This window comes from Kosakonia sp. CCTCC M2018092 (assembly GCF_003864115.1).
GTDB classification, from domain to species: Bacteria; Pseudomonadota; Gammaproteobacteria; order Enterobacterales; family Enterobacteriaceae; genus Kosakonia; species Kosakonia cowanii.
The window spans coordinates 2428745-2452254 of sequence record NZ_CP034225.1 but is presented as its reverse complement, the minus strand read 5'-3'; the positions used below and the strand labels follow the sequence as shown (position 1 = coordinate 2452254).

Below are 23510 nucleotides of genomic sequence, written 5' to 3'. Positions count from 1 at the left end.
TACCCTTAGGGATGCAGATCAGAGGCCAAATTCAGCCGGGTCGAAGCCCAGCGCGAGAGCAATTTCGCGCACGGCAGTTTTCTCATCCTGGTCAAAGTTGCCGTCACTTTTCGCAACGGCAATACCAACACGCAGAGCCAGCTGCGCTGCTTCCGGTTGATCTTTTAACGCCAGGATGTATTTCATGGTTTCGCCTTTACCGATTTCGATATCGAAATCAAAGCTCGAGACCAGTTTATTAAAGAAATCGATCACCTCATTGGTATCGAAGACTTTCAGTTCTTCAGAAGAGCGCAGAAAGCCCATCATCTTCTGCTTCTCTTCAGAGCTTACGCCGTCGCTGGAGACGGCGATCCGCGCGCAGACCGCCACGGTGCCCTGCATAAATTTTTTGTTTTTGAAACGGCCAACCTGTCGGGTCAGTTCATCACGACTGGAGTTGATGGCGCCTTTTACTTTGTCAAAAAAACTCATAGTAGTGTCCTTTATTGCTGTGTTATTTAGAGCCGGCACTCCAGCGAAACCCCCAGCCAAATGCCCGGTCCATCTCGTCCTGGCCTTTGAAGTACTGGTTAATTCGCTCGACTTTGATTGCACCGTTTTCGTTTACCAGCCTGGCGATAGCGCACAGTGTGCGGCGGTTCTCACCTTCGGTAAGACGCGTCTCAATGGGTGGTTGGTCCGGCATATGGATCGTGACAACACCATCCGTCTTATCCCAGCTCGGCACGCCCTGGTAGATAAAAGCGTAGATCAGGACTTCACGGATCTGTTTCCATTCACGACCATTAATGTGTAACCACTCGCCATCCGACACTTCACCGGTACGATCGTCGCCCTGCAGCTGAACGTACGGCTCGCCCTGATAGTTCCCGAAGGCGTTACCGAGCGCCTGGATAACCGACTTATAGCCATCCTGCAACTCAACAAACGCGCCGAGATCGAGATCGATGCCCTTCGCGCCGAAAATACCCGCCAGGCCCGATTTTCCGTTGCCACGGTGCCAGTTGAGGTTAATGCGGATCTCACCAAAGTTATCCCGTTTGGTCAGGCTGATCGCCGGTTTCTCTTTGGTGAGCGACACTTTGCTCAGGCTGATTTTGCTCTCTTTCGGCGGTGGCGGAGGCGCTACAGGCGGCGCGGGTGGCGGCGAAACTGGCGCTGGCGCAGGATCGTCGGCGATGTTGACACCGAAATGCTCCGCCAGCGGTTTCAGGCCGCCGTTAAAACCCTGCGCGACAAAGCGGAATTTCCACTCATCGTTACGGCGATAGAATTCGCCCAGGATCAGCGCGGCTTCCTGACGGCCGTTGACATCGACAACGCCGCTCACCAGGCTGGTTGTGCCCTGCTCTACATCGATAGTCAGCGTGCGCAGCCCGGCAACCGTCTGCCCGCCGTCACAGGTCACGGTAAAAGCGACCTTCTGTACCTCAGGCTTCAGGCGGTTAAGGGCCACAGTAAAGGTTGAATACTGGCCTTCGCTGGCGAGGCTGATTGAGCCATCGTCGTTACGCGGCTGGCCGTAGAAGACCATATCTGCATCGCCCTGCACTTTACCGCTGGCATAGAGGCGAAACGCTGAGGCATCAACCGCGCCGCCAGAGGTGACGCGAACCCGAAGCTCCTGTGCTGGAACGGGGGCATTGCCCCCCGGCGTCAGGTTCATTAGCGTACGACCGTTGCGACGATATCAGTATGCATATCGTCAATGGTACGACCGCGGCAGGCGTGACCGTGGGCCGTAAAGTCCCAGTTACCGCCGTTACGGCGCAGCGAGGAGATCACAATACCGGTGTGGGAGCCCTGCTCGGTCAGTTTGTAGCGCGCAAGCTCTTTGCCAGACTGATCGACCACGCGGCAGAAAGCATTTTCAACGTCATTGAACGTCTGGCCACGGAAGCTGTTTACTGTAAAGGCAAGGTATTCAACGTTGGCAGGTAACCGGGTGAGATTAACGGTGATGACCTCATCATCGCCATCGCCTTCCCCGGTGAGGTTGTCACCGCTATGAACGACGGAACCGCAGCTGGAGGTCAGTTTGCGAAACCAGATGGTGTCGATGGTATTGCCCGTGCTGTCCATCAATACGCAGCCCGCATCGAGATCGATAGAGTCGCTGCCGCTAAACAGCCCGCCGAACAGGCCCTTTTTCTTAATCGGATCCCAACCGAGACCAAACTGAAGCTGACTGAGTGCCGAGGATTGTTTGCTGAGTGATACCGTCTGGTTCTTCGTTAATGAAACCATGCTTTGTTCCTTAAATTGGTAATGGTCATGACAATCAAAGGTAGGCTAATCGCGAACGAAAAAAAATCATATCATGATGAAGTTCTCTGACAAGGTAAATATTGGTAGGTTTTGGCGAAAAGGCAAAATCCCTGTACTGCAACTGGCCTGTTTTACATGATTAAGTAACTGAAAATAATATTTATTTTTTCAGATAATTTTTTTAGCAAAGCGCACTCTGATGCCACTTTTACTCATCATATTATGATTGACATGCTCTGATGACATTCTTAGACTCACCCATCACCTCCTGGCGCATGCTTTTTCGGGTAATAAAAAATATGAATAACAAAATTTGGCTCATGGAAGGTTTGTCATCCCAAAAAGATATTATTCAGGGAATTAAAACCTTCGCCGATGCTCATCACCTTCAACTCACCGTGTACGCCTCACATCGCCATGAGCGCAATGAGATCTTATCCGTTGCCGACCACGCGCTGCTCGAGCCACAAGAGGCCTCTGAGCGCCTGGCGTTTATTACCGATATTGTGGCGACACACGGCATTCACCATATCCACGCTGGCCGCAACACCCTGTGGTTTGAAGAGCACCGCGCCGCCATTGAGGCCACCGGCGTCACCCTCACTACCGGATCCACCGGCGCAGATTGGCTCGCATTAGCCGAAGATAAAGTCGCATTTGCCGGGCTGATGCAGCAGCACGCGCTGCCGGTCGTCCCCTCATGGCGGATTGATTCCGTGAGCGATCTGCAAACTTATCTCGCCTCGCCGCCCTTCTCTGACAGCCCAGTCTGCGTAAAACCGGTAACCGGCATTTATGGCATGGGTTTTTGGCGCTTTGATGACACCGCATCGGCGATGGATCTCTTTAACCATCCCGAAAACCGCACGGTTAACCCGCAGCACTATCTTGCCGCGCTCGCCAGCGCAGGGTCGTTTAAGCCGCTGGTATTGATGCCCTACCTGCCAGGCCCGGAGTACTCCGTCGATATTTTTGCCGACAACGGCGAAATCCTCGCGGCCGTTGGTCGCAGAAAAGAGGGCGCGATTCAGTATCTGGTTAATGAAGGTGCCGCCTTCGAACTGGCCTGTGAGTGTGCCCGCGTGATGAAAGCCGACGGGCTGGTTAACGTGCAGACACGCAACGATCGTCAGGGAACGCCGCTGTTGCTGGAGATTAACATGCGCCCTTCCGGCGGCATCGGCTATACCCAACATAGCGGCGTCAACTTACCGGGCCTGTTTGCGGCCTTTAAGCTTGGCCTGCTGACAAAAGATGAGGTCATTGGGCGTGCAGCATCCGCCTTTTCCCCCGTCGCCGTGAGAGCGGTGACAGACGTGCTGCTCTATCCGCAGACCCTCTCTAACCGACTGAACTAAGGCTGGATTATGTCTTTAGTGCCTGAAGATGCACTCTATCGCCGTACGCTCTCCTGCGGCGTCATCCAGGTGACGCGCAATCAGGGAGAGATCGCGCTGCAAAACTTGTTTGAAATCGCCGAGCGACGCAACCCTAAACGGGCGTTTCTCTTTGTCAGTAAAGTGCTCGGCCGCCATATTCCCGTCTCGCCTGCCATCATGCGCCAGGCTTACAGGCAGCTCGCCCTCCAGTTCCCGGCCGATCTGCCGGGCCCGGTGCTCTTTATCGGCATGGCGGAAACCGCCGTCGGTCTTGGCGCTGGCGTATTTGACGAACTGCGCCATACCTATAGAGACTCGGTTTATCTCACTTCGACCCGCCACCCTGTCGAGGGTGAACTGCTCTGCGAGTTTAAAGAGGAGCACAGCCATGCCACCGACCATCTGATCTACTGGCCGGATGATGCAGAGAAGCGCCGCCGGGTGAGCGACGCGCGCACGCTGGTGATGATTGATGACGAAGCGACAACCGGTAACACCTTCATTAACCTGCTGGCGGCGCTCCGTGAAACTGGCCACCTGCCGCAGCTGGAGCAGGTGGTTGCCGTCACGCTGACCGACTGGAGCAACAATGCCTTACCGGCGCGCTGCCCGCTGCCGGTCACGGCGGTCTCCCTTGTCAGCGGCGAATGGAGCTGGACACCGTTTCCCGATGCGCCTGTACCGGTCATGCCCGCCGTGAATGTCACCTCCCGCGGCACGTGGGAGATCACCGGCAAACAGAGCTGGGGCCGTCTCGGGATGATCGCGCCAGCCGCCGATCTGGGGCGCGAGATTCGCGTTGCGCCGGGTGAGCGCGTGCTGGTTCTCGGCAGCGGTGAGTTTGTCTGGGAGCCGTTCCTGCTGGCCGAGCGTCTTGAAAACGCCGGCGCGCAGGCCTTTTACAGCTCCACGACCCGCTCCCCCATTGCGCTCGGCTTTGCCATCGAGTCGGTCATCTCCTTTACCGACAATTATGGTCTCGGCATTGCCAATTTTGTCTATAACGTCGGCCACCAGCGGTTTGACCGCGTGCTGCTCTGCACCGAGACGGCGGCTGAAAGTATCGATCCCCTGTTGCTGAAGGCGCTGGCGGATGTTGCCCCTGTTGTTGAGGTTGTTACCTATGAATAAGCCAGTCGTATTGAGCGATCTTGATGACACCCTGTTCCAGACGCGCCGCAAAATGGTCGATGAGCTGGCGCTGGAGCCTTTTCGCACCGGTGCCGTGGACCGCTCGCTGTCGCCACGCAGTTTTATGACCGAAGAGCAGGCGATGTTAGTCGACTGGCTGCTGGAGCAGGCCGAGCTTATTCCGGTTACCGCCAGGGGAACGGAAGAGATTAGCCGCGTGCAGATCCCCTTCCGCTCCTGGGCCATTACTACTCATGGGGCGGTGATCCTGACACCAGAGGGCAAGCCCGATGAGGCGTGGAAAGCCCATATGCTCGATAAATTGTCTGCCTATGGGGAGAGACTCGTCACCATGCAGCGCCTTATCACCGAAATGATGGAGGCGAAGGGCATCAACGCCTGGGCGAGACTCAATTATGAGTATGATGGCACGCCGATCTATATGGTGATGAAACACCGGGACAGCACGCGCCTTGACGAGCTGAATGCCATCGCCGATGAGATCGAGCAGCAGTTCCCGACCGACGGTTTCTACATTCACCGCAACAGTAACAATGTCGCCTGGCTTCCGCAGCCCGTCGAGAAGGGGCTGGCCGTGAGCTGGTTGCTGGAGAAGCTGCGCGCCGAGCGCGGCATTTTCCCGGTGCTGGGTCTCGGCGACAGCCTGAGCGATCACCGTTTTATGCAGCTCTGCAGCTGGTTTGGGATGCCGCGTCAGAGCCAGTTTGCCGACGCCATTGCGCAGCGCATTTTTAATGAGGGTTAACATGCAGCCACAAGCGAGATTTTCCGGTTCCTACTTACCCGGCGACGTAGAGTTCCTGCTTCAGCCGGTTGAGATGGAGATGACCCCGGTCGATCAAAAAGAGGCGTTGATCCAGTCAGGCAAAAAGCACTACTCCGACATGCTCAGCCAGGAGCCGGCACCAACACCGTGGCACCTCGATCTGTTTAAGCGGGCGCTCGACAGCGGTGCCGAACGGCTTGCCAGAGAGGTTACGCAGCTTGCCCGCGAACTGGCGGCGCGTTTTGCCGACGAACCGGTTATTCTGGTCAGCCTTGTTCGCGCGGGCGTCCCGCTCGGCGTGATGCTGCACCAGGCACTGCGCGATATGGGCAAAAGCTCTTTTCACTACGGCATCAGTATCATTCGTGACCGTGGTATCGACAGTGAAGCGCTGAAGATTATCGAGCGTCAGCACGGCACGCGCGGCATTGTGTTTGTCGATGGCTGGACAGGTAAAGGCGCCATCACCGGGGAGCTGATCCGCACCCTCAAAGGACGCGAGGGTTATCCGCCCCAGCCCCGTCTGGTGGTGCTGGCCGATCCCTGCGGCTGTTCATGGCTGGCGGCGAGCGACGACGACTGGCTGATCCCCTTTGGTATTATGGGCGCGCCGGTATCGGGTCTTATCTCCCGTTCGGTGTGGACTGAAGAGGGGCTACACGGCTGTGTGGTCTGTGATCATCTGCGTGAATATGAGTGCAGCCGCATGCTGGTCGATACCGTTGCGCAGTTTCGTAAAACGCTGCAACCCGCGACCCTCCCTGCCCTGCACTGGGATCTGGATGCCGCGCAGGCGTTATGGCAAAAGAGCCGCGAGGTGATCGCCGATCTCGCTGAGCAGTTTAACGTCGACAGCGTCAACCGTATCAAACCCGGGATTGCGGAGGCGACCCGCGCGGTGCTGCGCCGCGTACCCGATCACGTCTTTGTGCGTGCAACAGACGATCCGGACGTTGCCCTGCTCGTCGGGCTGGCGCGCGAAAAAGGCATTGCCGTTACTGAGATGGGCGAGCAGCTCGGGCAGTACCGGGCCGTCACGATAATCAAGAAGGTACTCTGATGACTACACGCCTCTCCCCCTGGCATCTGGGCGCGACGCTCTACATGCCCGCCACACGTAACGATATTGCCGGGGCGATCCTCGACGGGAAGATCCCCGGCCTGCGCTCGCTGGTGATCTGTCTGGAAGACGCGGTCAGCGAAGCGGATATGCCGGATGCCCTTGCCAACCTTGCGCAGCTGTTACACACCCTCAACGCTGCCAAACAGGCTGGCGGCAATGGTGACTGGCCGCTGGTGTTCATTCGCCCGCGCCACCCTGAGATGGGGAAATGGCTGACGGAGCACCTCGCTCTCTCTGCCGTTGACGGGTTTGTGCTGCCGAAATTCACCCTCAGCGCACTGCCGCAGTGGTGGGAGATCATGGGCAATACGCACCTCTGCATGATGCCTACTCTCGAAACCGAAGAGGTGTTTGACGTTGTTCAGATGCGCGAGCTGGCTATCGCCCTGCTCGCCCACCCCTGTCACAGCCGGATTATTGCGCTGCGCATCGGTGGCAACGATCTGATGAACGTGGTCTCCCTGCGTCGTCCGCGCGATCTGACGCTCTACGACAGCCCGATGGGGTACGTGATCAAAATGCTGGTGTCGGTATTTGCACCGCGTGATTTCGCGCTGACCGCGCCCGTTTGCGAACACATTGACGATCATGATGTGATGGCACGCGAGCTGGCGCTGGATATGGCGCATGGTCTGGTCGGTAAAACGGCGATCCACCCGCGGCAGATTGCAGTCATTGAGCGAGCGTTGATGGTCACTCAGGGCGAGCACTCCGACGCCCTGCGCATTCTCAACTCGACCCAGGCGGTGTTTAAATCCCAGGGGTCGATGTGCGAACCGGCGACGCACCGTCGCTGGGCCGTCGGGATTCTCGAACGCGCGCAGGTGTATGGTCTGGTGAATGAGCAAAGCGCAGATGGCATCAGGCTGCTTCCCGCGACTCAGCATCAATAAGGGCGCGCGTGATTTAGCTCATATTGAGGATCGGCCTGCTAGCATTGATGGCCATTTTGTTCAGGGAAGCGAACTGAGAGAAGAATAGCGCAACGTTAATGTCAGACGTTTGAACGCACTTGATCCACTACCTTTGAGGCAGGCTAAACCTAACGATGCAATTAAACACCAGACAGGAACGGATTTTTAAGCTCGCCAATTTACTGGGTTCCGGTAAACCCGTCGCTGCGGCCGATATTATCACCAGCCTCGAGTGTTCGGAGCCGACGCTTACCCGGGCGCTGAAGGAGCTGCGTGAGTCCTACTCCGCGGAGATCAAGTACAGCAAGGCGGCGCACTCTTACCACCTTGTTAATCCGGGGCATCTGGATAAGAAGACCTTGCGTCGTATGAATGAAGCGCTCGCGGCGCACGCCGAGCTGAAAACCAGCGAATCGGGCGGCAGAGTTTATCTCGATAAAGATAAAAAAACCGCCGTTTCGCTCTCGCTGCGTATGCGCATCTTGCGCAAAATCGACCGCCTGGCGAATCTCAGCGGTACGACGCGCAGTGAAGCCGTGGAAAAGCTGGCCGAACGCGCCGTCGACGACCTGATTAAAGAGTTCAACGCCAAAAAGCTCGCGCGTTAACTCCCGTGCCCCGGCAGCAGGCCGGGCGCCACGTTTTGCCCCTCTTCTTATCTTTCCCTGTTGATGCCTATAAAAGTTGGCGTCTTGACACGCATTGCACATGGTCGCCACGCTGAATGCGGACTAAACTTCGCAGAGGCCGCGCGGCATAACGCTATGTAGTTGTTGAAAAAGCGCTAATTTCATTTAAGGCTCTCTTTTTTTTCCTGCGCTTCGCTGCAATTCACAGTCTCTCCCGGCTTTCTCTGCTATTGCTGGATACAAACCTTTCATACCTCTAACAGGATTAGATAATGCGAAGACTACCCGTTTATCTGTTGCTTGATACCTCTGGTTCGATGCATGGCGAACCGATCGAAGCCGTCAAAAACGGCGTGCAGACACTCCTCACTACCCTCAAGCAAGATCCCTATGCCCTGGAAACCGCCTATGTTTCGGTGATCACCTTTGACTCATCGGCACGCCAGGCCGTTCCGCTGACCGATCTGCTGAGCTTCCAGTTACCGACCCTTGCCGCCAGCGGCACAACCTCCCTTGGTGAAGCGCTCTCGCTTGCCGCCAGCGCCATCAGCAGTGAAGTGCAGAAAACCACCGCAGATACCAAAGGTGACTGGCGACCGCTGGTGTTTCTGATGACCGACGGTTCCCCGACCGACGACTGGCGCAAAGGGTTGCAGGATTTTAAATCGGCGCGCACCGGCGTCGTGGTGGCCTGCGCAGCGGGTCATGATGCGGACACCAGCGTGCTGAAAGAGATCACCGAAGTGGTGCTGCAGCTTGATACCGCCGATAGCTCATCCATCAAAGCGTTCTTCAAATGGGTCAGCGCCAGCATCTCGGTAGGCAGCCAGAAAGTGGAATCCAGCAAAAAAGAGGTGATTGGCCTCGATGATCTGCCGCCACCGCCGCCGGAAGTGAATGTCGTTTTATAACTCATCGATTAAGGGGACGTTATGTCTGTCAGTCTGAGCAAAGGCCAGGGCGTGAGCCTGAAGAAAAATGAGCACGATCTCTCCTCCGTCACCATTGGTCTGGGTTGGGATATCAACGAAGAGAAGAAAGGCTTACTGGGCGGGCTGTTTGGTAAGAAAGAGGAGGAGTATGACCTCGATGTGATCGCCTTCCTCTGTAACGCCGCAGGAAAGGTGACCGATCTCGGCAAAGTGGAGAATGGCAAACCGACGCTGGTCGATGGCGATATTATCTTTTTCAACAGCCTGCGCCACAAATCGGGCGATATCTGGCTGACGGGCGATAACCGCACCGGCGCGGGTGACGGCGACGATGAGCAGATCATCGTCAAGCTGAATGCCCTGGACGCCAGATATGAAAAAATCGTCTTTATTGTGCAGATCTATAACGGGGAAAAATTGCAGCAGCACTTCGGTAAAGTGCAGAACGCGTTTATCCGTGCCGTTGATGCCCGTAACGTTGAGATGGCGCGCTTCGATCTCTCCGGCGGACCGAACTTTGCTCACCAGCGCTCAATGGTCTTTGCCGAGCTGGTGCGTGAACCGACCGGCTGGAAGCTGAATGCCATCGGCGAGCCGTCGCCTTCAGACTCCTTTGTCGCCCACCTGAGGAACTATATGTGATGCGCCGCTTACCCGTTTACCTGGTGATCGACACCTCCGGCTCGATGCGCGGCGAGTCGATTCACGCCGTTAACGTCGGTATCCAGGCGATGCTGAGCGCCCTTCGTCAGGATCCCTACGCCCTTGAAAGCGTCCATATCTCCATCATCACCTTCGATAATGCGGCGCGTGAGTTTATTCCCCTGACGCCGCTGGAGGATTTCCAGTTCGCCGACATTGTGGTGCCAAGCGCGGGAGCCACCTTTACCGGTGCGGCGCTGGAGTGCCTGATTGAGTGCGTCGACCGGGATGTGCGTCGCGCCGATGGCGACCAGAAAGGTGACTGGCGGCCGCTGGTCTTCCTGATGACTGACGGCACGCCCTCTGATGCCTTCGCTTATGGCGAAGCAGTGAAAGCGATTCGCAGCCGCGCATTTGGCTCGATCATCGCCTGCGCGGTTGGCCCGAAAGCGGGCCACGAGCACCTCAAACAGCTGACAGATAAAGTAGTGTCGCTCGAAACCCTCGACTCAACGGCCTTCGCGGGCTTCTTTAAATGGGTCTCGGCGAGCGTCTCATCGGGCAGCTCCAGCGCGGGCGTGAATAACGACTCGGATAACCTTCCGCCGCCACCGCCGGAGATCCAGCTGGTGCTGTAAGGAACAGCAGAGGCAACGCGCTGCCGTGCTGCGCCTCTCTGTCACTCCCCTTTTGTTCGCGTTACACGGCCCTCACGAGGATAAGACATGAGACGCCTTCCGGTATTTTTTGTCCTGGACTGCTCAGAGTCCATGATTGGTGAAAACCTGAAAAAAATGAACGATGGTCTGCAAATGATCGTCAGTGATTTAAGAAAGGATCCCCATGCGCTGGAGACCGCCTGGGTCTCGGTCATCGCCTTTGCAGGCATTGCGCGCACCATTGTTCCGCTCCATGAGATCGCCTCGTTTTATCCGCCGCGCCTGCCGATTGGCGGCGGCACCCACCTTGGTGCCGCGCTGCGGGAGCTGAGCGTGCAGATCGACACTCAGGTGAGGGTCACCACCCATGAGATTAAAGGGGACTGGAAACCGGTGGTCTACCTGCTGACCGATGGCCGCCCGACGGATGATCCCAGCGCGGAGATCAAACGCTGGAAAGAGCACTATGCTCGCAAAGTTAACCTTATCGCGGTCGGTCTTGGCCCCTCGGCGGATCTCAATATCCTCAGGCAGCTGACGGAAAATGTGATGCTGTTTACCGAATCCCGCGAAGGTGACTTTACCCGCTTTATTAAGTGGATCACCGCCTCCGTCACCGCCCATAGCCGCAGCGTGGGCGAAGAGAAACCGCCCGAACTCAACCAGACGGAGTATATCGTCCGGCTGGCGAAAGAGGATGTTGTCCGCGCCTATGATGAGAACTGCGTGACGCTCACCGGGCGCTGCAGCAAAACCCGCCGCCCCTATCTGATGAAATATGAGCGCCCGCCGGTCAACGTCTCCGGTCTCGATTTCCGGCTTAACCTGAACAACTTCAATATTGCCGGTTGCTACCCTATCGATGAAGAGTATTTCGACTGGTCTGATGCCTCGACCTATAACGTGCAGGTAAACACCCGCGATCTGCACGGCGTGCCGGGCTGCCCGCACTGCGGCAACGCCAGCGCGTTTGCCATGTGCGCCTGCGGCAAACTGCTCTGCATCGATGGGCCTGATGAGGTGGTCTGCCCCTGGTGCGAAAGAGTGCTCTCCTTCAGAGATAACGGCGGAGATTCCGATTTTGACGTCAGCAGAGGACGAGGCTAATGAGCGTTAAAAAAGAGATTATCGGCTTTATTCTGCACTCGCGCGGTCATCAGGTCGGCGACGAAGAGTTAGACGCGTTATCCGGGGAGCCTGCGCTGCGGGACAAACTTGACGCGTTATTAACCGAACTGGAAAACCAGCTCGCGGCCGTCGAGGGTAAGGCCACAACACCGCAGGCTGAGGAGCGCGCTGAAGCGATCGAATCAGCAGACGACGTGGTAACAGAACCCAACGCTGAGCAACCCGCACCGCGCCCGGAGTTGTGGAAGTTAATGCCCTATTACGAATTTGAGACCCCGGCAAAAGCGACCCTTGAGCCAACGCCGCCGGTGTTGAAACCAGGCCAGGTGCCGCCAGCGCGATCCGCTGAAACGCCGAGACCGCGTCCAGCGCCCTGCGCGCGCATCAGCGTGCCGAATGCCCGCGCAGGCGAAGCCTTTTGTGCGCCGCTGGCGATCACCCTTGATGATGGGCAGACGGCAACCATTAATGATGTGGTGATCCCTGACGCGTGCGGGCTTCATTTCGACAAGGCGCAGCAGGTACTGAACGGCGTACCGACACAGAGCGGCGATATCGAGATGCTGGTGCGCTGGTCCTGCGCCTCGCACGAAAGCGGTGAAACGCCGCTGCTGTTTGTGGTGAACCCCGATCCGCGCAGCCTGTGGAAAATTATTGAGCCACCAGCGGATGCCCCCTACCCGAAAGCGCATGTCGAACATGAAGGGATTGTGCGTGATGGCGTGAGGATCGCCGGGGCGAGCCGCCGCGGGCGCTCTCATGAGCATGCGGGCAGTTTCCGCGATGATGACTTCTACCTCAATCACAGCGAAGAGACGGGCTGGAGCGTGATGCTGGTGGCCGATGGCGCCGGCAGCGCGGCAAACTCCCGCGAAGGGTCGCGAATTGCCGCTGAAGTGGCCGGGGAGTATCTCTTCAGCCAGCTACGCGGGCCGCGAGGCGCGGAGTTAAAGCAGCAGATCGCGCGCTGGGGCACAGAGGAGCAGCAAAACACCATTAACGCGATGCTGCACCACTTTAAGCAGGCGGCAACTCTTGCGGTTAACAGCATCTCGAATGAGGCTATTCGCGCGGAGCAGCCGGTCAAAACCTACTCCACCACGCTGCTGGCAACCGTCTCACTGCGGCTCGGCGAGCAGCTGTTTGCCGCCTCGTTCTGGCTGGGCGACGGCGCAATTGCCGCTTACAGTCCCTCGGGCAAAGTGCGCGTGTTGGGCAATCCTGACAGCGGCGAGTATGCCGGGCAGACGCGCTTCCTCGATGCGTCCATCATTGCCGATCCCGCCTTCTCCGGGCGTATCAGCGTCGGCAAGTGGCAGGATGTCTCGCATCTTATCCTGATGACCGATGGCGTCTCCGATCCCCGCTTTGAAACGGATAATGGCCTGCGCAGCGACGAGAAGTGGACGCAACTGGTCAACGAGCTTTCACCCCTGCTTGCGGATGCCGGACAGGCACCGGAACGTCTCGCCGAGTGGCTCAACTTTTTCTCCCCAGGCAACCATGATGACCGCACCCTTGTGCTGGCATGGTGACTGACACGCGTTACGGGTGACTGAATATGGCAAATATCGTTACATGTACAACAAAAGATGGGCAGACGGTGCAGTACGTCGACGACGTCATCGGATCGGGTTCGATGAAAGATGTCTACTTCTCGCCGGACAAGTCCTATGTGGTGGCCTTCTACCACAAGCCGCAAAACGCCCAGGCGAGAGAGCGGATTGATATGATCACCGGGCGTTACCGGCAGAATATCTTTGAGCAGGCGGGCGGGGATTACTGGAAAGATCTCTTCTGCTGGCCGACGCATGTCGTGGAGCACAACAACAAAATCGGTATTGTCGTTCCCGTCTATCAGCAGCACTTCTTCTTTAAGTATGGCTCGAAGAATGATGACTTCCTCGGCATTAAAGGGCGCGAAAAAGAGGGGAAATGGTTCGCCAGTGCCAGTAACCAGAACAAATTCCTCGATCCGCGCGAGCGCGGCAACACCCTCACCTATCTGAAGGTCTGCCTGCTGCTGACCCGTGCGGTAAGAAGGATGCATGCCGCAGGCCTCTGCCACAGTGATTTGAGCTACAAAAACGTGCTCGTCGATCCCGAACAGGGCCACGCCTGTATTATCGACGTCGATGGGCTGGTGGTGCCGGGAAAATACCCGCCTGATGTGGTCGGCACCCCCGATTTCATCGCGCCGGAAGTGGTGGAAACCAGCCACCTTGCGAAAGAGGATCCTAAGCGCGTGCTGCCGAGCATCGCGACGGATCGCCATGCGCTGGCGGTGCTGATCTATATGTACCTCTTTTTCCGCCACCCGCTCAGGGGCGGAAAAATCCACGATCTCGATGATGAGACACGGGACGAAACGCTGGCGATGGGCGAGCGGGCGCTGTTTATCGAACACCCGACGGACAGAAGCAATGCCGTCAAGCTTAATCAGATCTCCCCGTTTGCGCTGCCCTGGGCCGACCCGGAAAAAATTCCCTATACCATCATGGGACCTTACCTGACGCCGCTGTTCGATCGTGCGTTTATCGAGGGGTTACATAACCCCACCCGTCGCCCGACCGCTGATGAGTGGGAAAGCGCACTGGTGAAAACCGTGGATCTGATCCAGCCCTGCCAGAACAGCAGTTGTGATCAGAAGTGGTATGTCTTCTCCGGGAAAACCAAACCGGTCTGCCCTTACTGTGGAACGCCCTACAGCGGGAAATTGCCGATTCTTAATCTCTACTCCTCCCGTAAGGCAGGCAGCTTCCGGCCTGACGATCACCGCTTAATGGTCTGGAGCGGTCAGTCCCTTTACGCCTGGCATGTGAACCGGCTGATTGCGCCGAATGAGCGCACCACCGCAGAGCAGAAAAAGCGTGTTGGCTACTTTGTTTACCACAACGATCAGTGGTGGCTGGTGAATGAAGGGATTGAGGGGCTGATGTCGCTCCCGGATAAAAAGCCCATCCCGATTGGCGACAAAATCGAGCTGACGGACAACGCGCAGTTCGTTCTCTCCCAGGAAGAAGGCGGCAGGCTTGTGGTGGTTCAGCTCCTTTCCAACTGATTAACATCAACAGCAGGCAGCCTTTGCCTGCTTTTTTTTACCGGAGTTCACCATGCAGCCAACCTTAACTACCATCGATGGCCTTTTTTACCGGGCAATCGATCCTGCGTACCGCGATCTGGCGCTGGCGGGGTCGCGAAACGCGGGCAGATATTCGCGAGCCGATCAACCGACGCTCTACCTCAGTTCTTCGCCCGAGGGCGTCGACGCGGCGATGCAGGCGCATAAAACGAACCGCAGCGCGCAGCTAGAGATTATTCAACTACGCGTTCACGCCGCCCGCATTTTCGATTTACGCAGCGATGCGGCGTTATCCGCCGCCGGTATCGATCTTGCTGATGCCGTTGCGCCGTGGCAGGAGATTGTCGCTTCGGGCGGTACGCCCTCCTCCTGGCGCGTGCGTCAGCAGCTGGAAACGCTGGGGGCGGTGGGTTTGATTGACCCTTCGCGCAAAGCGCCGGGTCTCTGGCATCTGGTGCTGTTTAGCTGGAATAACGGCATCGGGCAGCCCGAGGTGGAGATGGTGACGTGAAGCCTGCGAACATAACAACTTGTTTATCAATGTAAAAAAGTATGAGTGAACACGCTTTTCGGGCACAGATAAATCTCAGATCATTGCAAAACCATTAATTATGGTAGGCAATTATTGTTGATCGATACTATTTTTATGCGATATTTACTCTTGTCTTGACGGTATCTCCTGCCTAATCAAGACCCGCTCGTGACTGAGCAAAACTGATGATGTACTAAAAGCAAAAATAGTATTTTGACTCTGCTGCCCTCCCGTGAGGGCATTTTTTTGCCTGCGATTTAATAATCACGCTGCATCGCAATCCGTCGGCTTGCATCCAGCCCGCTTGCGGCTTCTGCGGCAATCACTCTTTTAAGCCGTGGCGAAAGCGCCTCCTCTTTGATCTCCTCAAAACCCAGCGAAGCGTAAAACGCGGCGTTGAATGGCGCATAGCGATCGGTGGTCAGCGACGCGCCCGCTAAACCACGCCTCTCTCCTGCGTTCAGCAGCGCACACAGCAGCTGGCGACCAATCCCCTTGCGCTGCCACGTTGGGTGGACATCCATTTCGGCGATATGCAGCCAGTTATCCACGATCTGCGCCCCGGCAAAACCGACCGGCTGTTGGTCGGCAGTAAAGGCCACCAACAGCAGCCCTTCATGGGATAAATGTTCGAGATCTTCAAGGCTGGAGGCCGCCGGTTCGCCGCTCACCGCCCCGGCGGCCCGCAGCGTTTCAAAAGCGGCAAGCTCAATCTCTCTTAGCGCGGCGAGATGCCCGGTGCGGGCTGGCGCAATGGTAATGTCATTCATTGGGTTCCTGAATTATTCGAAGCAATCAACTCACTGTCGATTATCTCTTTAACCACCCCTTCTGTCTGCCAGCGCGTCAGCTTCTCCACTACCGTGTGAAAGAGCGCATCCTGCTGGCGCGGCAGACAAATCGCCTGGGCGATCTGCATAAAATCATCCTCCAGCACGCGGTAGCCGGGGTGTTGAGCCGCCGTTTGTTCAAGGGGCTGGCGGATCCCGGCCACCATATCGCCCTCACCACTTAGAAAGGCCTCGATCGCCGCCTGCGACGAGCTCAGGCGATTGAGCGTGGCGTGATCAAGCTCGCGGGTTAAGTAGAGATCGTAAGCCGCGCCCCGGCCGACGTTTATCACCACGCCGGGTTTATCCATCTGCGCCACGCTCTGCCACGGGCTTTGCGCCTTTACCAGCGCCGTGCCCTGAATGGTGATGTAGGGCTGGGTAAAGCGTAATGTCTCTTCGCGTTTCGGATCGACCGCGAGGAAAGCGATATCCCAGACGCCGTTCTCTGCATCCTCCACCACTTTTCCGGCGGTCGGATAGGTAATGAACTGCGCCTCTTTTCCCATATCGGCGGCAATCCGCCGGGCAAGTTCAACGGTGATCCCGGCAGGATCACCCGCCACAGTCTGGCGGGCAAGCACGGCATTGCCTAAATTGATGGCAAAACGAAGCGGTTGACTGGCTGACATAGTGCTTCTCCTGAAAGCAGTTTATGCCTTCAAAAGATAGCAGACGCGCGTCACTGCGGGCGGGCAATCAACCTTTTCAGTTCGGGAATACAGGAGCCGCAGTTGGTGCCGCACTTAAGCTTTTCACCAAGGCGCGAGACGCTGTTGCACCCTGACTGAATCGCCTCGCTGATCGCCCGCTCACCGATAGCAAAACAGCTACAGATTGTCGCACCGGCAGGCGCTTTGCCGCTGGCGGAGCGCCCGGCCAGCAATGCCAGCCGTTGTGCGGCGCTTTGTGGTGGCTGGGAAAAAGCGGCGATCACCGCTGCCCGGTCCGGCTGCGGGCGCTGGCGGTGCGCGTAAAAGGCCAGTTGCAGTTCGCCATCCGCCCAGGCGAGCAGATTAAACCCCTCGTCGCCAAGAGTGGCAGGCTGGCACAGCCAGGCGTCAGCCAGAACATGTTCGCGCAGCCACGCCATCCATGATGTTGGCCACGCACTGTCGGCCAGCGCGAAGTGCGTCACGCCGGGCTGAGTAATACGGCTCCAGTAGGCGGTTTTCGGCGCGGAAAGCGTCTCTTCACGCAAAAAGAGTTCGCCCTGCCAGGCGGCCTGCCAGCGCTGAATACTGACCGGCATCTGCTTACTCTCCGGCTGGCCGGAAAGGGGATCGGTCTCGGCGGCAATCAGCGCATCGACTCTCGCCTGCTGGCTGAAGGCGCTGTTCCAGTGCATCGGCACAAACACCCGTCCGCGCGGTTGCAGCGCATCCGGCTGCGCGCGCAGCAGAAGCCAGCCGTGAGTTGATGAGACACGCACAAGATCGTTGGTGCCGATTTGCGGCGCATCATCGGGGTGAAACTGGCAAAACGGTTCGCTGATATGCTGCATCAGCCGCGGGGATTTAGCGCTGCGCGTCATGGTGTGCCACTGATCGCGGATGCGCCCGGTGTTCATCACCAGCGGCCAGCGCGGCGTCGGCGGGTTGGCGGGCAGACGCGGTGTTACGGCAATCAGGCGCGCCTTCTCGTCGGCAAAAAAGAAGCGATTATCGGTAAATAAGCGCGCCGTGCCGTGGGGATGCAGCCCATTCACCGGCCACTGAATGGGCTTAAGATCGTCCCACTGTTGGCGGGTCAGCGTCGCCAGGCCGCTGATATCAAACGCCCGCGTGCCCTCATTTTCAAACCCCGACAGTGCGGCATGTTCGCAAAAGATCTCCGACGGATGCTGCCAGCTAAAGGCCTCGGCAAACCCCATGCGCTGCGCCACCTGGCTTACGATCCACCAGTCGGCGCGCGCCTCGCCCGGCGGCGGCAGAAAGGCGCGCTGGCGGGAGATGCAGCGCTCAGAATTGGTGACGGTGCCATTTTTCTCGCCCCACGCCAGCGCCGGCAGGCGGATATGCGCTGCGCGAGTGGTATCGGTGTCGCGCATCACGTCCGAGACAATCACCAGCTCGCAGCGCGCCAGCCCGGCGCGCACGCGATCGGCATCCGGCAGCGAGACCAGCGGGTTAGTGCCCATAATCCACACCGCTTTTATCTCGCCCTTTTCCACGGCACGAAAGAGATCGACAGCATTCAGTCCGGGATTTTTTGTGACGTTGTCACTCTTCCAGAAGCGCCCGACGCGGTTGACCTCCTGCGGCGAGAAGCCCATATGTGAAGCCAGCTGATTCGCCAGCCCGCCCACTTCCCGCCCGCCCATCGCATTTGGCTGACCGGTTATCGAAAACGGCCCGCAGCCAGCCCGGCCGATTTTCCCCGTCGCCAGGTGGAGGTTGATAATGGCATTGCACTTATCAACGCCGGAAGTGGATTGATTAATGCCCATCGAGTAGAGCGTCACCAGCGTATCGCTGGCGGCAATCATCTGGTAAAAGGCCCGCAGCGCCTCCTGCGGCAGATGGCAATAGTCGGCGGTGCGCTCAGGCGTCCACTCCTCGACCGCCGCCAGCGTCTCCGCTGCGCCAGTGGTGTAATGGTTGAGAAACTCCCTGTCGAGTTTGCCCTGCTGCGCCATAAAATGGAGCGCGCCGCAAAACAGCGCCGCATCGCTGCCGGGGCGCAGTGGCAGGTGGAGGTCGGCGAGATCGCAGGTGGCGGTGATGCGCGGGTCGATAACGATAATGCGCATCTCTGGCCGCGCCTGTTTGGCTCTCATCAGCCGCTGGTAAACCACCGGGTGCGCCCAGGCGGTATTTGATCCGGTGAGGATCACGCACTCAGCAAGTTCCAGATCCTCATAGCTGCACGGCACCGCATCGGCACCAAACGCCCGTTTATAGCCCACCACCGCCGAGGCCATACAGAGGCGCGAGTTGGTATCCATATTGCCGCTGCCGATAAAGCCTTTCATCAGCTTATTGGCGACATAGTAATCCTCTGTCAGCAGCTGGCCGGAGCCGTAAAAGGCCACCGCCTGCGGGCCGAACTGCGCAATCACCCGCTGCAACCCTTCCGCCACCGCATCCAGCGCGCGCTCCCAGCTTACCGGCTGCTGGTCGATCTCCGGCTGCAACAGTCGCCCGGCGAGATCCAGCGTTTCGCCGAGCGCGCTGCCTTTCACGCAGAGCCGCCCGTGGTTTGCCGGGTGCAGCGTATCGCCCTGGGCGCTAAACCCTTGCCCTTCAGGCTGCATACGCACCCCGCACCCGACGCCGCAGTAGGCGCAGGTGGTGGAAACCGCCGCGCCCGTCACAGGCTCACCGTGGCGATACGGTGGTCGCGCCCTGCCGCGACGCTTTGCGGCTGCGCCAGTACCCACACGCGCCCGCCCTCCACTTTTACCGGCCAGACGCTGAGCGCGGTCTGCTCATCATCGAGGCTGCGGCCATCGCGCAGGCGAAAGCGCTGCTTATAGAGCGGCGAAATCACCACCGGTTCACCGTTAACATCCCCCAGCAGGCCGCGTGCCAGCACGTTTGCCTCGCTATCCGGTTCATGGTTGCTGAGAGCAAACACCTGCTGCGGATGATCCGGCAGATGAAAGAGCGCGATTTGCTGATGACCGAGCCGCGCCGCCATCCCCGCATGGTGCGGGATTTCCGATAATGGGCAGAGATCGACCCAGCCCTGCGGCAGCGGTTTGTGTCCAACAGAAGGCAGCGCGGCGCGCTCCTGCGTAGTTGCCGGGCGGATCTGCTGGCGCTCCGGCACCATCACTACCCCTTCGTCGGGCTGGTCACTGTTGACGAACGGGCGGAACAGCGCCAGCCGATCCGGATCCGCGAGCGTGGTTTGCCACTCACATTGATAAGCGTCGATCACCGTCTGCATCTCGCTCTCCAGTTCGGCGGCGATGTTCAGGCTATCCTCCAGCACCACTTCGCGCAGGTAAGCCATGCCGCCGTCGAGATTATCCATCCAGGTGCTGGTGCGTTGCAGGCGGTCGGCGGTGCGGATATAGAACATTAAAAAGCGATCGACGGTGCGGATTAACGCCTCGGTGCTCAAATCCTGCGCCAGCAGATCGGCGTGGCGCGGCTTCATGCCGCCGTTGCCGCAGACATAGAGGTTCCAGCCCTTCTCGGTGGCGATCACCCCGACATCCTTACTCTGCGCTTCGGCGCATTCGCGGGTGCAGCCGGAGACCGCCATCTTGATTTTGTGCGGCGAGCGCAGCCCTTTGTAACGGTGCTCCAGTTGCAGCGCCAGCGCGGTGGAGTCCTGCACACCGTAGCGGCACCAGCTGGAGCCGACGCAGGATTTCACCGTGCGCAGGGATTTGCCATACGCATGCCCGGTCTCAAACCCGGCTTCAACCAGCTGCTGCCAAATCTCCGGCAACTGTTCGAGGCGCGCGCCAAACAGGTCAACGCGCTGGCCGCCGGTGATCTTGGTATAGAGGTTATAGCGCCGCGCAATCTGCCCGATGGCAATCAGCCCATCCGGCGTGATCTCCCCTGCGGGAATGCGCGGCACCACGGAGTAGGTGCCATCTTTCTGGATGTTGGCAAAAAAGCGGTCGTTGGTATCCTGCAACGGCAGGTGCTGCGGCTTCAGCAGGTACTCATTCCAGCAGGAGGCGAGCACCGAGCCAACCAGCGGTTTGCAGATTTCGCACCCGTGCCCGCGCCCGTGTTTCGCCAGCAGTTCGTCAAAGGTGCGGATATTGCCCACCCGCACCAGGTGGTAGATCTGCTGGCGCGAGTACGGGAAGTGTTCGCAGAGATCTTTTTTCACCTCGACGCCCATCTCTTCAAGCGCAAACTCCATCACCTGTTTGGTCAGCGCCGCGCAGCCGCCGCAGCCGGTTGCCGCTTTGGTGCAGGATTTGATCGCCGCCATATCGCTACAGCCGCTATTCACCGCGCCGCAGATATCCGCCTTGCTGACGTTATGACAGGAGCAGATCTGCGCGCTGTCGGGCAATGCCGCAACGCCGAGCGTTGGCGCTGCCTCCCCGCTGCTGGCAGGCAGGATCAGTGTCTCGGGCCGCGCGGGCAGCGGCATCTCATTGAGCATCATCTGCAACAGCGCGCTGTAAGACTCGCTGTCGCCAATCAGCACCGCGCCAAGCAGCTTTTTGCCATCCTCTGAGACGACGATTTTTTTATAGATCTCCGCCGGGCCATCAACCCAGCTGTAGCTCTCACTGCCCGGTGTGCGGCCGTGGGCATCGCCAATCGAGGCGACTTCAACGCCGAGCAGCTTGAGCTTGGTGCTCATATCCGCGCCGGTAAATGTTGCCTCGCCGTCAGCCAGCGTCTCCGCCAGCGTGCGTGCCATCTGATACCCGGGGGCGACGAGGCCGAAAATTTGCCCGTTCCACAGCGCGCACTCGCCAATGGCGAAGACGTCAGGATCGGAGGTGCGGCACTGGTCATCAATTACAATGCCGCCGCGCGGCCCAATCGCCAGCCCGCAGTCGCGCGCCAGGTTGTCGCGCGGGCGAATGCCTGCCGAGAAGAGCACCAGATCGGTTTCCAGGAAAGTGCCATCGGCAAAGTTCATGCGATAGCGGCTGGTCTCTCCGGCAACGATTTCGCGCGTCTCTTTGCCGGTATGCACCTGCACGCCAAGAGCTTCAATCTTGCGCCGCAGCATCGCCGCCCCGCCTTCATCCAGCTGCACGCCCATCAACCGCGGCGCAAACTCCACCACATGGGTTTGCAGGCCGAGGTTTTGCAGCGCGTTCGCCGCTTCCAGCCCAAGCAGGCCGCCGCCGACCACCACGCCAGTTTTGCCCTCGTCGGCACAGGCTTTGATCGCCACCAGATCGTCAAGGGTACGGTAGACCAGGCAGCCTGGTGCGTCGTTACCGGGGATCGGTGGAACAAACGGCGACGAGCCGGTAGCCAGCACCAGCCGATCCCAGGCCGTCTGGCGACCCAGTTTATCGACGACAAAACGGCGCTGAAGGTCGATCTGCGTAATCCCCTGATTCAGGCGCAGCTCAATGCCGGTAGCCTCGAAAAAGCCCTCTTCCACCATCGACAGCGACGCGGCGCTGCGCCCGGAGAACCAGGCGGAGAGATGCACGCGGTCATAGGCCGGTACCGACTCCTCGGCAAAAACAATCACCTGGTAGCGCAGATGCAGTTCACGCTCCACCAGCTGTTGCAGAAAGTGGTGGCCGACCATGCCGTGTCCGGCGACAACTAAAACGGGTTTTGACATCACATCGCTCCTCGCTATCTCAGTGGATAACGGCTGGTTCAGAAAAGGGGGAAGTTCCTCTTCAGGGGTAAAGAGGTCCGGCTGATCGGGGGTATTAAGCCGGGCGAAGTAACCCGGTCCGTCGCTGATATCGCCCCACAGCAGCACGCCGCGCAACTGGTTATTGCTCATCACCAGGCGGCGGTAATCGCCGGTAAACGGATCGGTTGCGGTGTAGACCGCATCGCCCTCGCGCGCCCCGGCGCAGTAGAGATCGAGGCCGCTCACTTTCAGGCGCAGCGGCACCTCTTCAAGCGTGAACGGCGCGAGCGCTTCACCCAGAAGCCTTGCTGCAAGGGTTTCCGCCTGCCGCCAGCAGGGCGCCACCAGCCCGAAGGTGATCTCGCCAAACTGGCAGCACTCGCCGAGGGCTGAAATCGCTGGATCGTTGGTGCGCAAGTGCCCATCCACCAGGATGCCTCGATCGCACGGCAGACCGGCGGCCTGCGCGAGGGCGATATTGGGCCGCACACCGGCACAGACCACCACGGCCTGCGCCGGGGTCCGCCGTCCATCCTGCAACTCCACCGCACAAACCCGACCCTGCGCATCGGCGCAGCAGGCGCGCGTCTCTGCCGCCAGCAGCGTGTCGATGCCGCGTGCGTTGAGGCTCGCTTGCAGCAGCGTTGCCGCGTGCGCATCCAGTTGTTGATCCATCAGGTGTGGGCCGCGATGAATAATCACGCTGTGAATACCGCGCTGCGCCAGCGCCGCCGCAGCTTCAATACCCAGCACCCCGCCGCCCAGTACCACCGCCGTTTCTCCGGCGCTGAGCTGGCTCAGCATCGCCTCGACATCCGCCTGCTGGCGAAAGGCGTAGACGCCTGGCAGAGTGATGCCGGGAAGCGGCGGCATAAAGGGGCGTGAACCGGTGGCGATCACCAGCTGGTCGTAAGCGAGTGATTCCCCGCCGACGCGCACGGTGCGGGAGGCGCGATCGATCGCCGTCACCGGCTGACCCGCAAGCCGCGTCACGCCGTGGCGGGCATACCAGGCCTCGTCATGCATCACAATCTCATCGAAGGCTTTCTCGCCCGCCAGCACCGGCGTCAGCAGAATGCGGTTATAGGCCGCTCTCGCCTCCTCATCGATCAGCACAATGTGAAAGCGGTCAGGCGCGCGTTCGCAGAGCTGTGCCACCAGCCGCGCGCCCGCCATGCCGTTGCCAATCACTATCAGACGCGGTTTCTCCATC

Annotated in this window: 20 protein-coding genes; 13 read left to right on the top strand and 7 right to left on the bottom strand. The window is 58.8% G+C overall.

Translation table 11 applies throughout. The features are described from left to right. Positions 1-18: 18 nt before the first annotated feature. From EH164_RS11695 to EH164_RS11685, 3 genes are read right to left on the bottom strand one after another with little or no spacing between them, the layout of a single operon-like run. A complete protein-coding gene (locus EH164_RS11695; RefSeq protein WP_124968342.1) occupies positions 19-474 on the bottom strand; it encodes a tellurite resistance TerB family protein in 456 nt (151 codons plus the stop codon). 22 nt (positions 475-496) lie between these two features. Further along, on the bottom strand, positions 497-1669 hold the full coding sequence (locus tag EH164_RS11690) for a TerD family protein (protein ID WP_124968341.1): 1173 nt from the start codon (positions 1667-1669) through the stop codon (positions 497-499). Next, positions 1669-2250 carry a TerD family protein gene (locus tag EH164_RS11685; RefSeq protein WP_124968340.1) on the bottom strand — a complete coding sequence of 194 codons (582 nt, stop codon included), beginning with the start codon at positions 2248-2250 and terminating at the stop codon, positions 1669-1671. The genes EH164_RS11690 and EH164_RS11685 overlap by 1 nt, the downstream gene beginning before the upstream one ends. Positions 2251-2570: 320 nt before the next feature. On the opposite strand from EH164_RS11685, the gene EH164_RS11680 reads away from it, so the two are divergent. From EH164_RS11680 to EH164_RS11620, 13 genes are all read left to right on the top strand, one after another. Beyond that, on the top strand, positions 2571-3629 hold the full coding sequence (locus EH164_RS11680; protein ID WP_124968339.1) for an ATP-grasp domain-containing protein: 1059 nt from the start codon (positions 2571-2573) through the stop codon (positions 3627-3629). Positions 3630-3638: 9 nt separating this feature from the next. Next, complete coding sequence (locus tag EH164_RS11675) at positions 3639-4781, top strand: phosphoribosyltransferase domain-containing protein (RefSeq protein WP_124968338.1); 1143 nt, start codon at positions 3639-3641, stop codon at positions 4779-4781. Continuing rightward, positions 4774-5547 (top strand): hypothetical protein, encoded by a 774-nt coding sequence (locus tag EH164_RS11670; RefSeq protein ID WP_054804158.1) that lies wholly within the window; start codon positions 4774-4776, stop codon positions 5545-5547. The genes EH164_RS11675 and EH164_RS11670 overlap by 8 nt, the downstream gene beginning before the upstream one ends. Before the next feature lies 1 nt (position 5548). Beyond that, entirely contained in the window at positions 5549-6628 is a 1080-nt protein-coding gene (locus EH164_RS11665) for a cysteine protease StiP family protein (protein WP_124968337.1), read from the top strand. Beyond that, entirely contained in the window at positions 6628-7584 is a 957-nt protein-coding gene (locus tag EH164_RS11660) for an HpcH/HpaI aldolase/citrate lyase family protein (RefSeq protein WP_076769845.1), read from the top strand. The genes EH164_RS11665 and EH164_RS11660 overlap by 1 nt, the downstream gene beginning before the upstream one ends. Before the next feature lie 155 nt (positions 7585-7739). Further along, positions 7740-8213 (top strand): hypothetical protein, encoded by a 474-nt coding sequence (locus tag EH164_RS11655; protein WP_042716798.1) that lies wholly within the window; start codon positions 7740-7742, stop codon positions 8211-8213. A gap of 293 nt (positions 8214-8506) precedes the next feature. Beyond that, a complete protein-coding gene (locus EH164_RS11650; protein ID WP_023478652.1) occupies positions 8507-9145 on the top strand; it encodes a VWA domain-containing protein in 639 nt (212 codons plus the stop codon). A 21-nt stretch (positions 9146-9166) separates the two neighbouring features. Further along, a complete protein-coding gene (locus EH164_RS11645; RefSeq protein ID WP_124968336.1) occupies positions 9167-9808 on the top strand; it encodes a TerD family protein in 642 nt (213 codons plus the stop codon). Further along, positions 9808-10446, top strand: a complete 639-nt coding sequence (locus EH164_RS11640) for a VWA domain-containing protein (RefSeq protein WP_042716801.1) — start codon at positions 9808-9810, stop codon at positions 10444-10446. Before EH164_RS11645 ends, EH164_RS11640 begins: the two co-directional genes overlap by 1 nt. Positions 10447-10533: 87 nt before the next feature. Beyond that, positions 10534-11574 (top strand): TerY-C metal binding domain-containing protein, encoded by a 1041-nt coding sequence (locus tag EH164_RS11635; RefSeq protein WP_164483617.1) that lies wholly within the window; start codon positions 10534-10536, stop codon positions 11572-11574. Further along, the gene (locus tag EH164_RS11630; RefSeq protein ID WP_124968335.1) at positions 11574-13130 is read left to right on the top strand and encodes a PP2C family serine/threonine-protein phosphatase; all 1557 of its coding nucleotides are present in this window, start codon (positions 11574-11576) and stop codon (positions 13128-13130) included. Before EH164_RS11635 ends, EH164_RS11630 begins: the two co-directional genes overlap by 1 nt. 26 nt (positions 13131-13156) lie before the next feature. Continuing rightward, positions 13157-14656: a helix-hairpin-helix domain-containing protein gene (locus tag EH164_RS11625; RefSeq protein WP_124968334.1), complete on the top strand. Its 1500-nt coding sequence runs from the start codon at positions 13157-13159 to the stop codon at positions 14654-14656. Positions 14657-14708: 52 nt separating this feature from the next. Next, positions 14709-15188, top strand: a complete 480-nt coding sequence (locus EH164_RS11620; RefSeq protein WP_124968333.1) for an RES family NAD+ phosphorylase — start codon at positions 14709-14711, stop codon at positions 15186-15188. A 278-nt stretch (positions 15189-15466) separates the two neighbouring features. Here EH164_RS11620 and EH164_RS11615 read toward each other — a convergent pair whose 3' ends face one another. The 4 genes from EH164_RS11615 to nirB are packed head-to-tail and all read right to left on the bottom strand — an operon-like array spanning position 15467 to position 23509. Beyond that, the gene (locus EH164_RS11615) at positions 15467-15979 is read right to left on the bottom strand and encodes a GNAT family N-acetyltransferase (RefSeq protein ID WP_124968332.1); all 513 of its coding nucleotides are present in this window, start codon (positions 15977-15979) and stop codon (positions 15467-15469) included. Then, positions 15976-16671 (bottom strand): transporter substrate-binding domain-containing protein, encoded by a 696-nt coding sequence (locus EH164_RS11610; RefSeq protein WP_124968331.1) that lies wholly within the window; start codon positions 16669-16671, stop codon positions 15976-15978. Before EH164_RS11610 ends, EH164_RS11615 begins: the two co-directional genes overlap by 4 nt. Before the next feature lie 50 nt (positions 16672-16721). Further along, positions 16722-19295 (bottom strand): nitrate reductase, encoded by a 2574-nt coding sequence (locus EH164_RS11605; RefSeq protein ID WP_241175049.1) that lies wholly within the window; start codon positions 19293-19295, stop codon positions 16722-16724. A gap of 56 nt (positions 19296-19351) precedes the next feature. Further along, on the bottom strand, positions 19352-23509 hold the full coding sequence (gene nirB / locus EH164_RS11600) for a nitrite reductase large subunit NirB (protein ID WP_124968329.1): 4158 nt from the start codon (positions 23507-23509) through the stop codon (positions 19352-19354). Between the last annotated feature and the right edge of the window lies 1 nt (position 23510).

Excerpts from the sequence above, each read along its gene's own strand:
- EH164_RS11695 (WP_124968342.1), bottom strand. The coding sequence starts at position 474 with ATGAGTTTTTTTGACAAAGTAAAAGGCGCCATCAACTCCAGTCGTGAT.
- EH164_RS11690 (WP_124968341.1), bottom strand. The coding sequence starts at position 1,669 with ATGAACCTGACGCCGGGGGGCAATGCCCCCGTTCCAGCACAGGAGCTT.
- EH164_RS11685 (WP_124968340.1), bottom strand. The coding sequence starts at position 2,250 with ATGGTTTCATTAACGAAGAACCAGACGGTATCACTCAGCAAACAATCC.
- EH164_RS11680 (WP_124968339.1), top strand. The coding sequence starts at position 2,571 with ATGAATAACAAAATTTGGCTCATGGAAGGTTTGTCATCCCAAAAAGAT.
- EH164_RS11675 (WP_124968338.1), top strand. The coding sequence starts at position 3,639 with ATGTCTTTAGTGCCTGAAGATGCACTCTATCGCCGTACGCTCTCCTGC.
- EH164_RS11670 (WP_054804158.1), top strand. The coding sequence starts at position 4,774 with ATGAATAAGCCAGTCGTATTGAGCGATCTTGATGACACCCTGTTCCAG.
- EH164_RS11665 (WP_124968337.1), top strand. The coding sequence starts at position 5,549 with ATGCAGCCACAAGCGAGATTTTCCGGTTCCTACTTACCCGGCGACGTA.
- EH164_RS11660 (WP_076769845.1), top strand. The coding sequence starts at position 6,628 with ATGACTACACGCCTCTCCCCCTGGCATCTGGGCGCGACGCTCTACATG.
- EH164_RS11655 (WP_042716798.1), top strand. The coding sequence starts at position 7,740 with ATGCAATTAAACACCAGACAGGAACGGATTTTTAAGCTCGCCAATTTA.
- EH164_RS11650 (WP_023478652.1), top strand. The coding sequence starts at position 8,507 with ATGCGAAGACTACCCGTTTATCTGTTGCTTGATACCTCTGGTTCGATG.
- EH164_RS11645 (WP_124968336.1), top strand. The coding sequence starts at position 9,167 with ATGTCTGTCAGTCTGAGCAAAGGCCAGGGCGTGAGCCTGAAGAAAAAT.
- EH164_RS11640 (WP_042716801.1), top strand. The coding sequence starts at position 9,808 with ATGCGCCGCTTACCCGTTTACCTGGTGATCGACACCTCCGGCTCGATG.
- EH164_RS11635 (WP_164483617.1), top strand. The coding sequence starts at position 10,534 with ATGAGACGCCTTCCGGTATTTTTTGTCCTGGACTGCTCAGAGTCCATG.
- EH164_RS11630 (WP_124968335.1), top strand. The coding sequence starts at position 11,574 with ATGAGCGTTAAAAAAGAGATTATCGGCTTTATTCTGCACTCGCGCGGT.
- EH164_RS11625 (WP_124968334.1), top strand. The coding sequence starts at position 13,157 with ATGGCAAATATCGTTACATGTACAACAAAAGATGGGCAGACGGTGCAG.
- EH164_RS11620 (WP_124968333.1), top strand. The coding sequence starts at position 14,709 with ATGCAGCCAACCTTAACTACCATCGATGGCCTTTTTTACCGGGCAATC.
- EH164_RS11615 (WP_124968332.1), bottom strand. The coding sequence starts at position 15,979 with ATGAATGACATTACCATTGCGCCAGCCCGCACCGGGCATCTCGCCGCG.
- EH164_RS11610 (WP_124968331.1), bottom strand. The coding sequence starts at position 16,671 with ATGTCAGCCAGTCAACCGCTTCGTTTTGCCATCAATTTAGGCAATGCC.
- EH164_RS11605 (WP_241175049.1), bottom strand. The coding sequence starts at position 19,295 with ATGCAGCCTGAAGGGCAAGGGTTTAGCGCCCAGGGCGATACGCTGCAC.
- nirB (WP_124968329.1), bottom strand. The coding sequence starts at position 23,509 with ATGGAGAAACCGCGTCTGATAGTGATTGGCAACGGCATGGCGGGCGCG.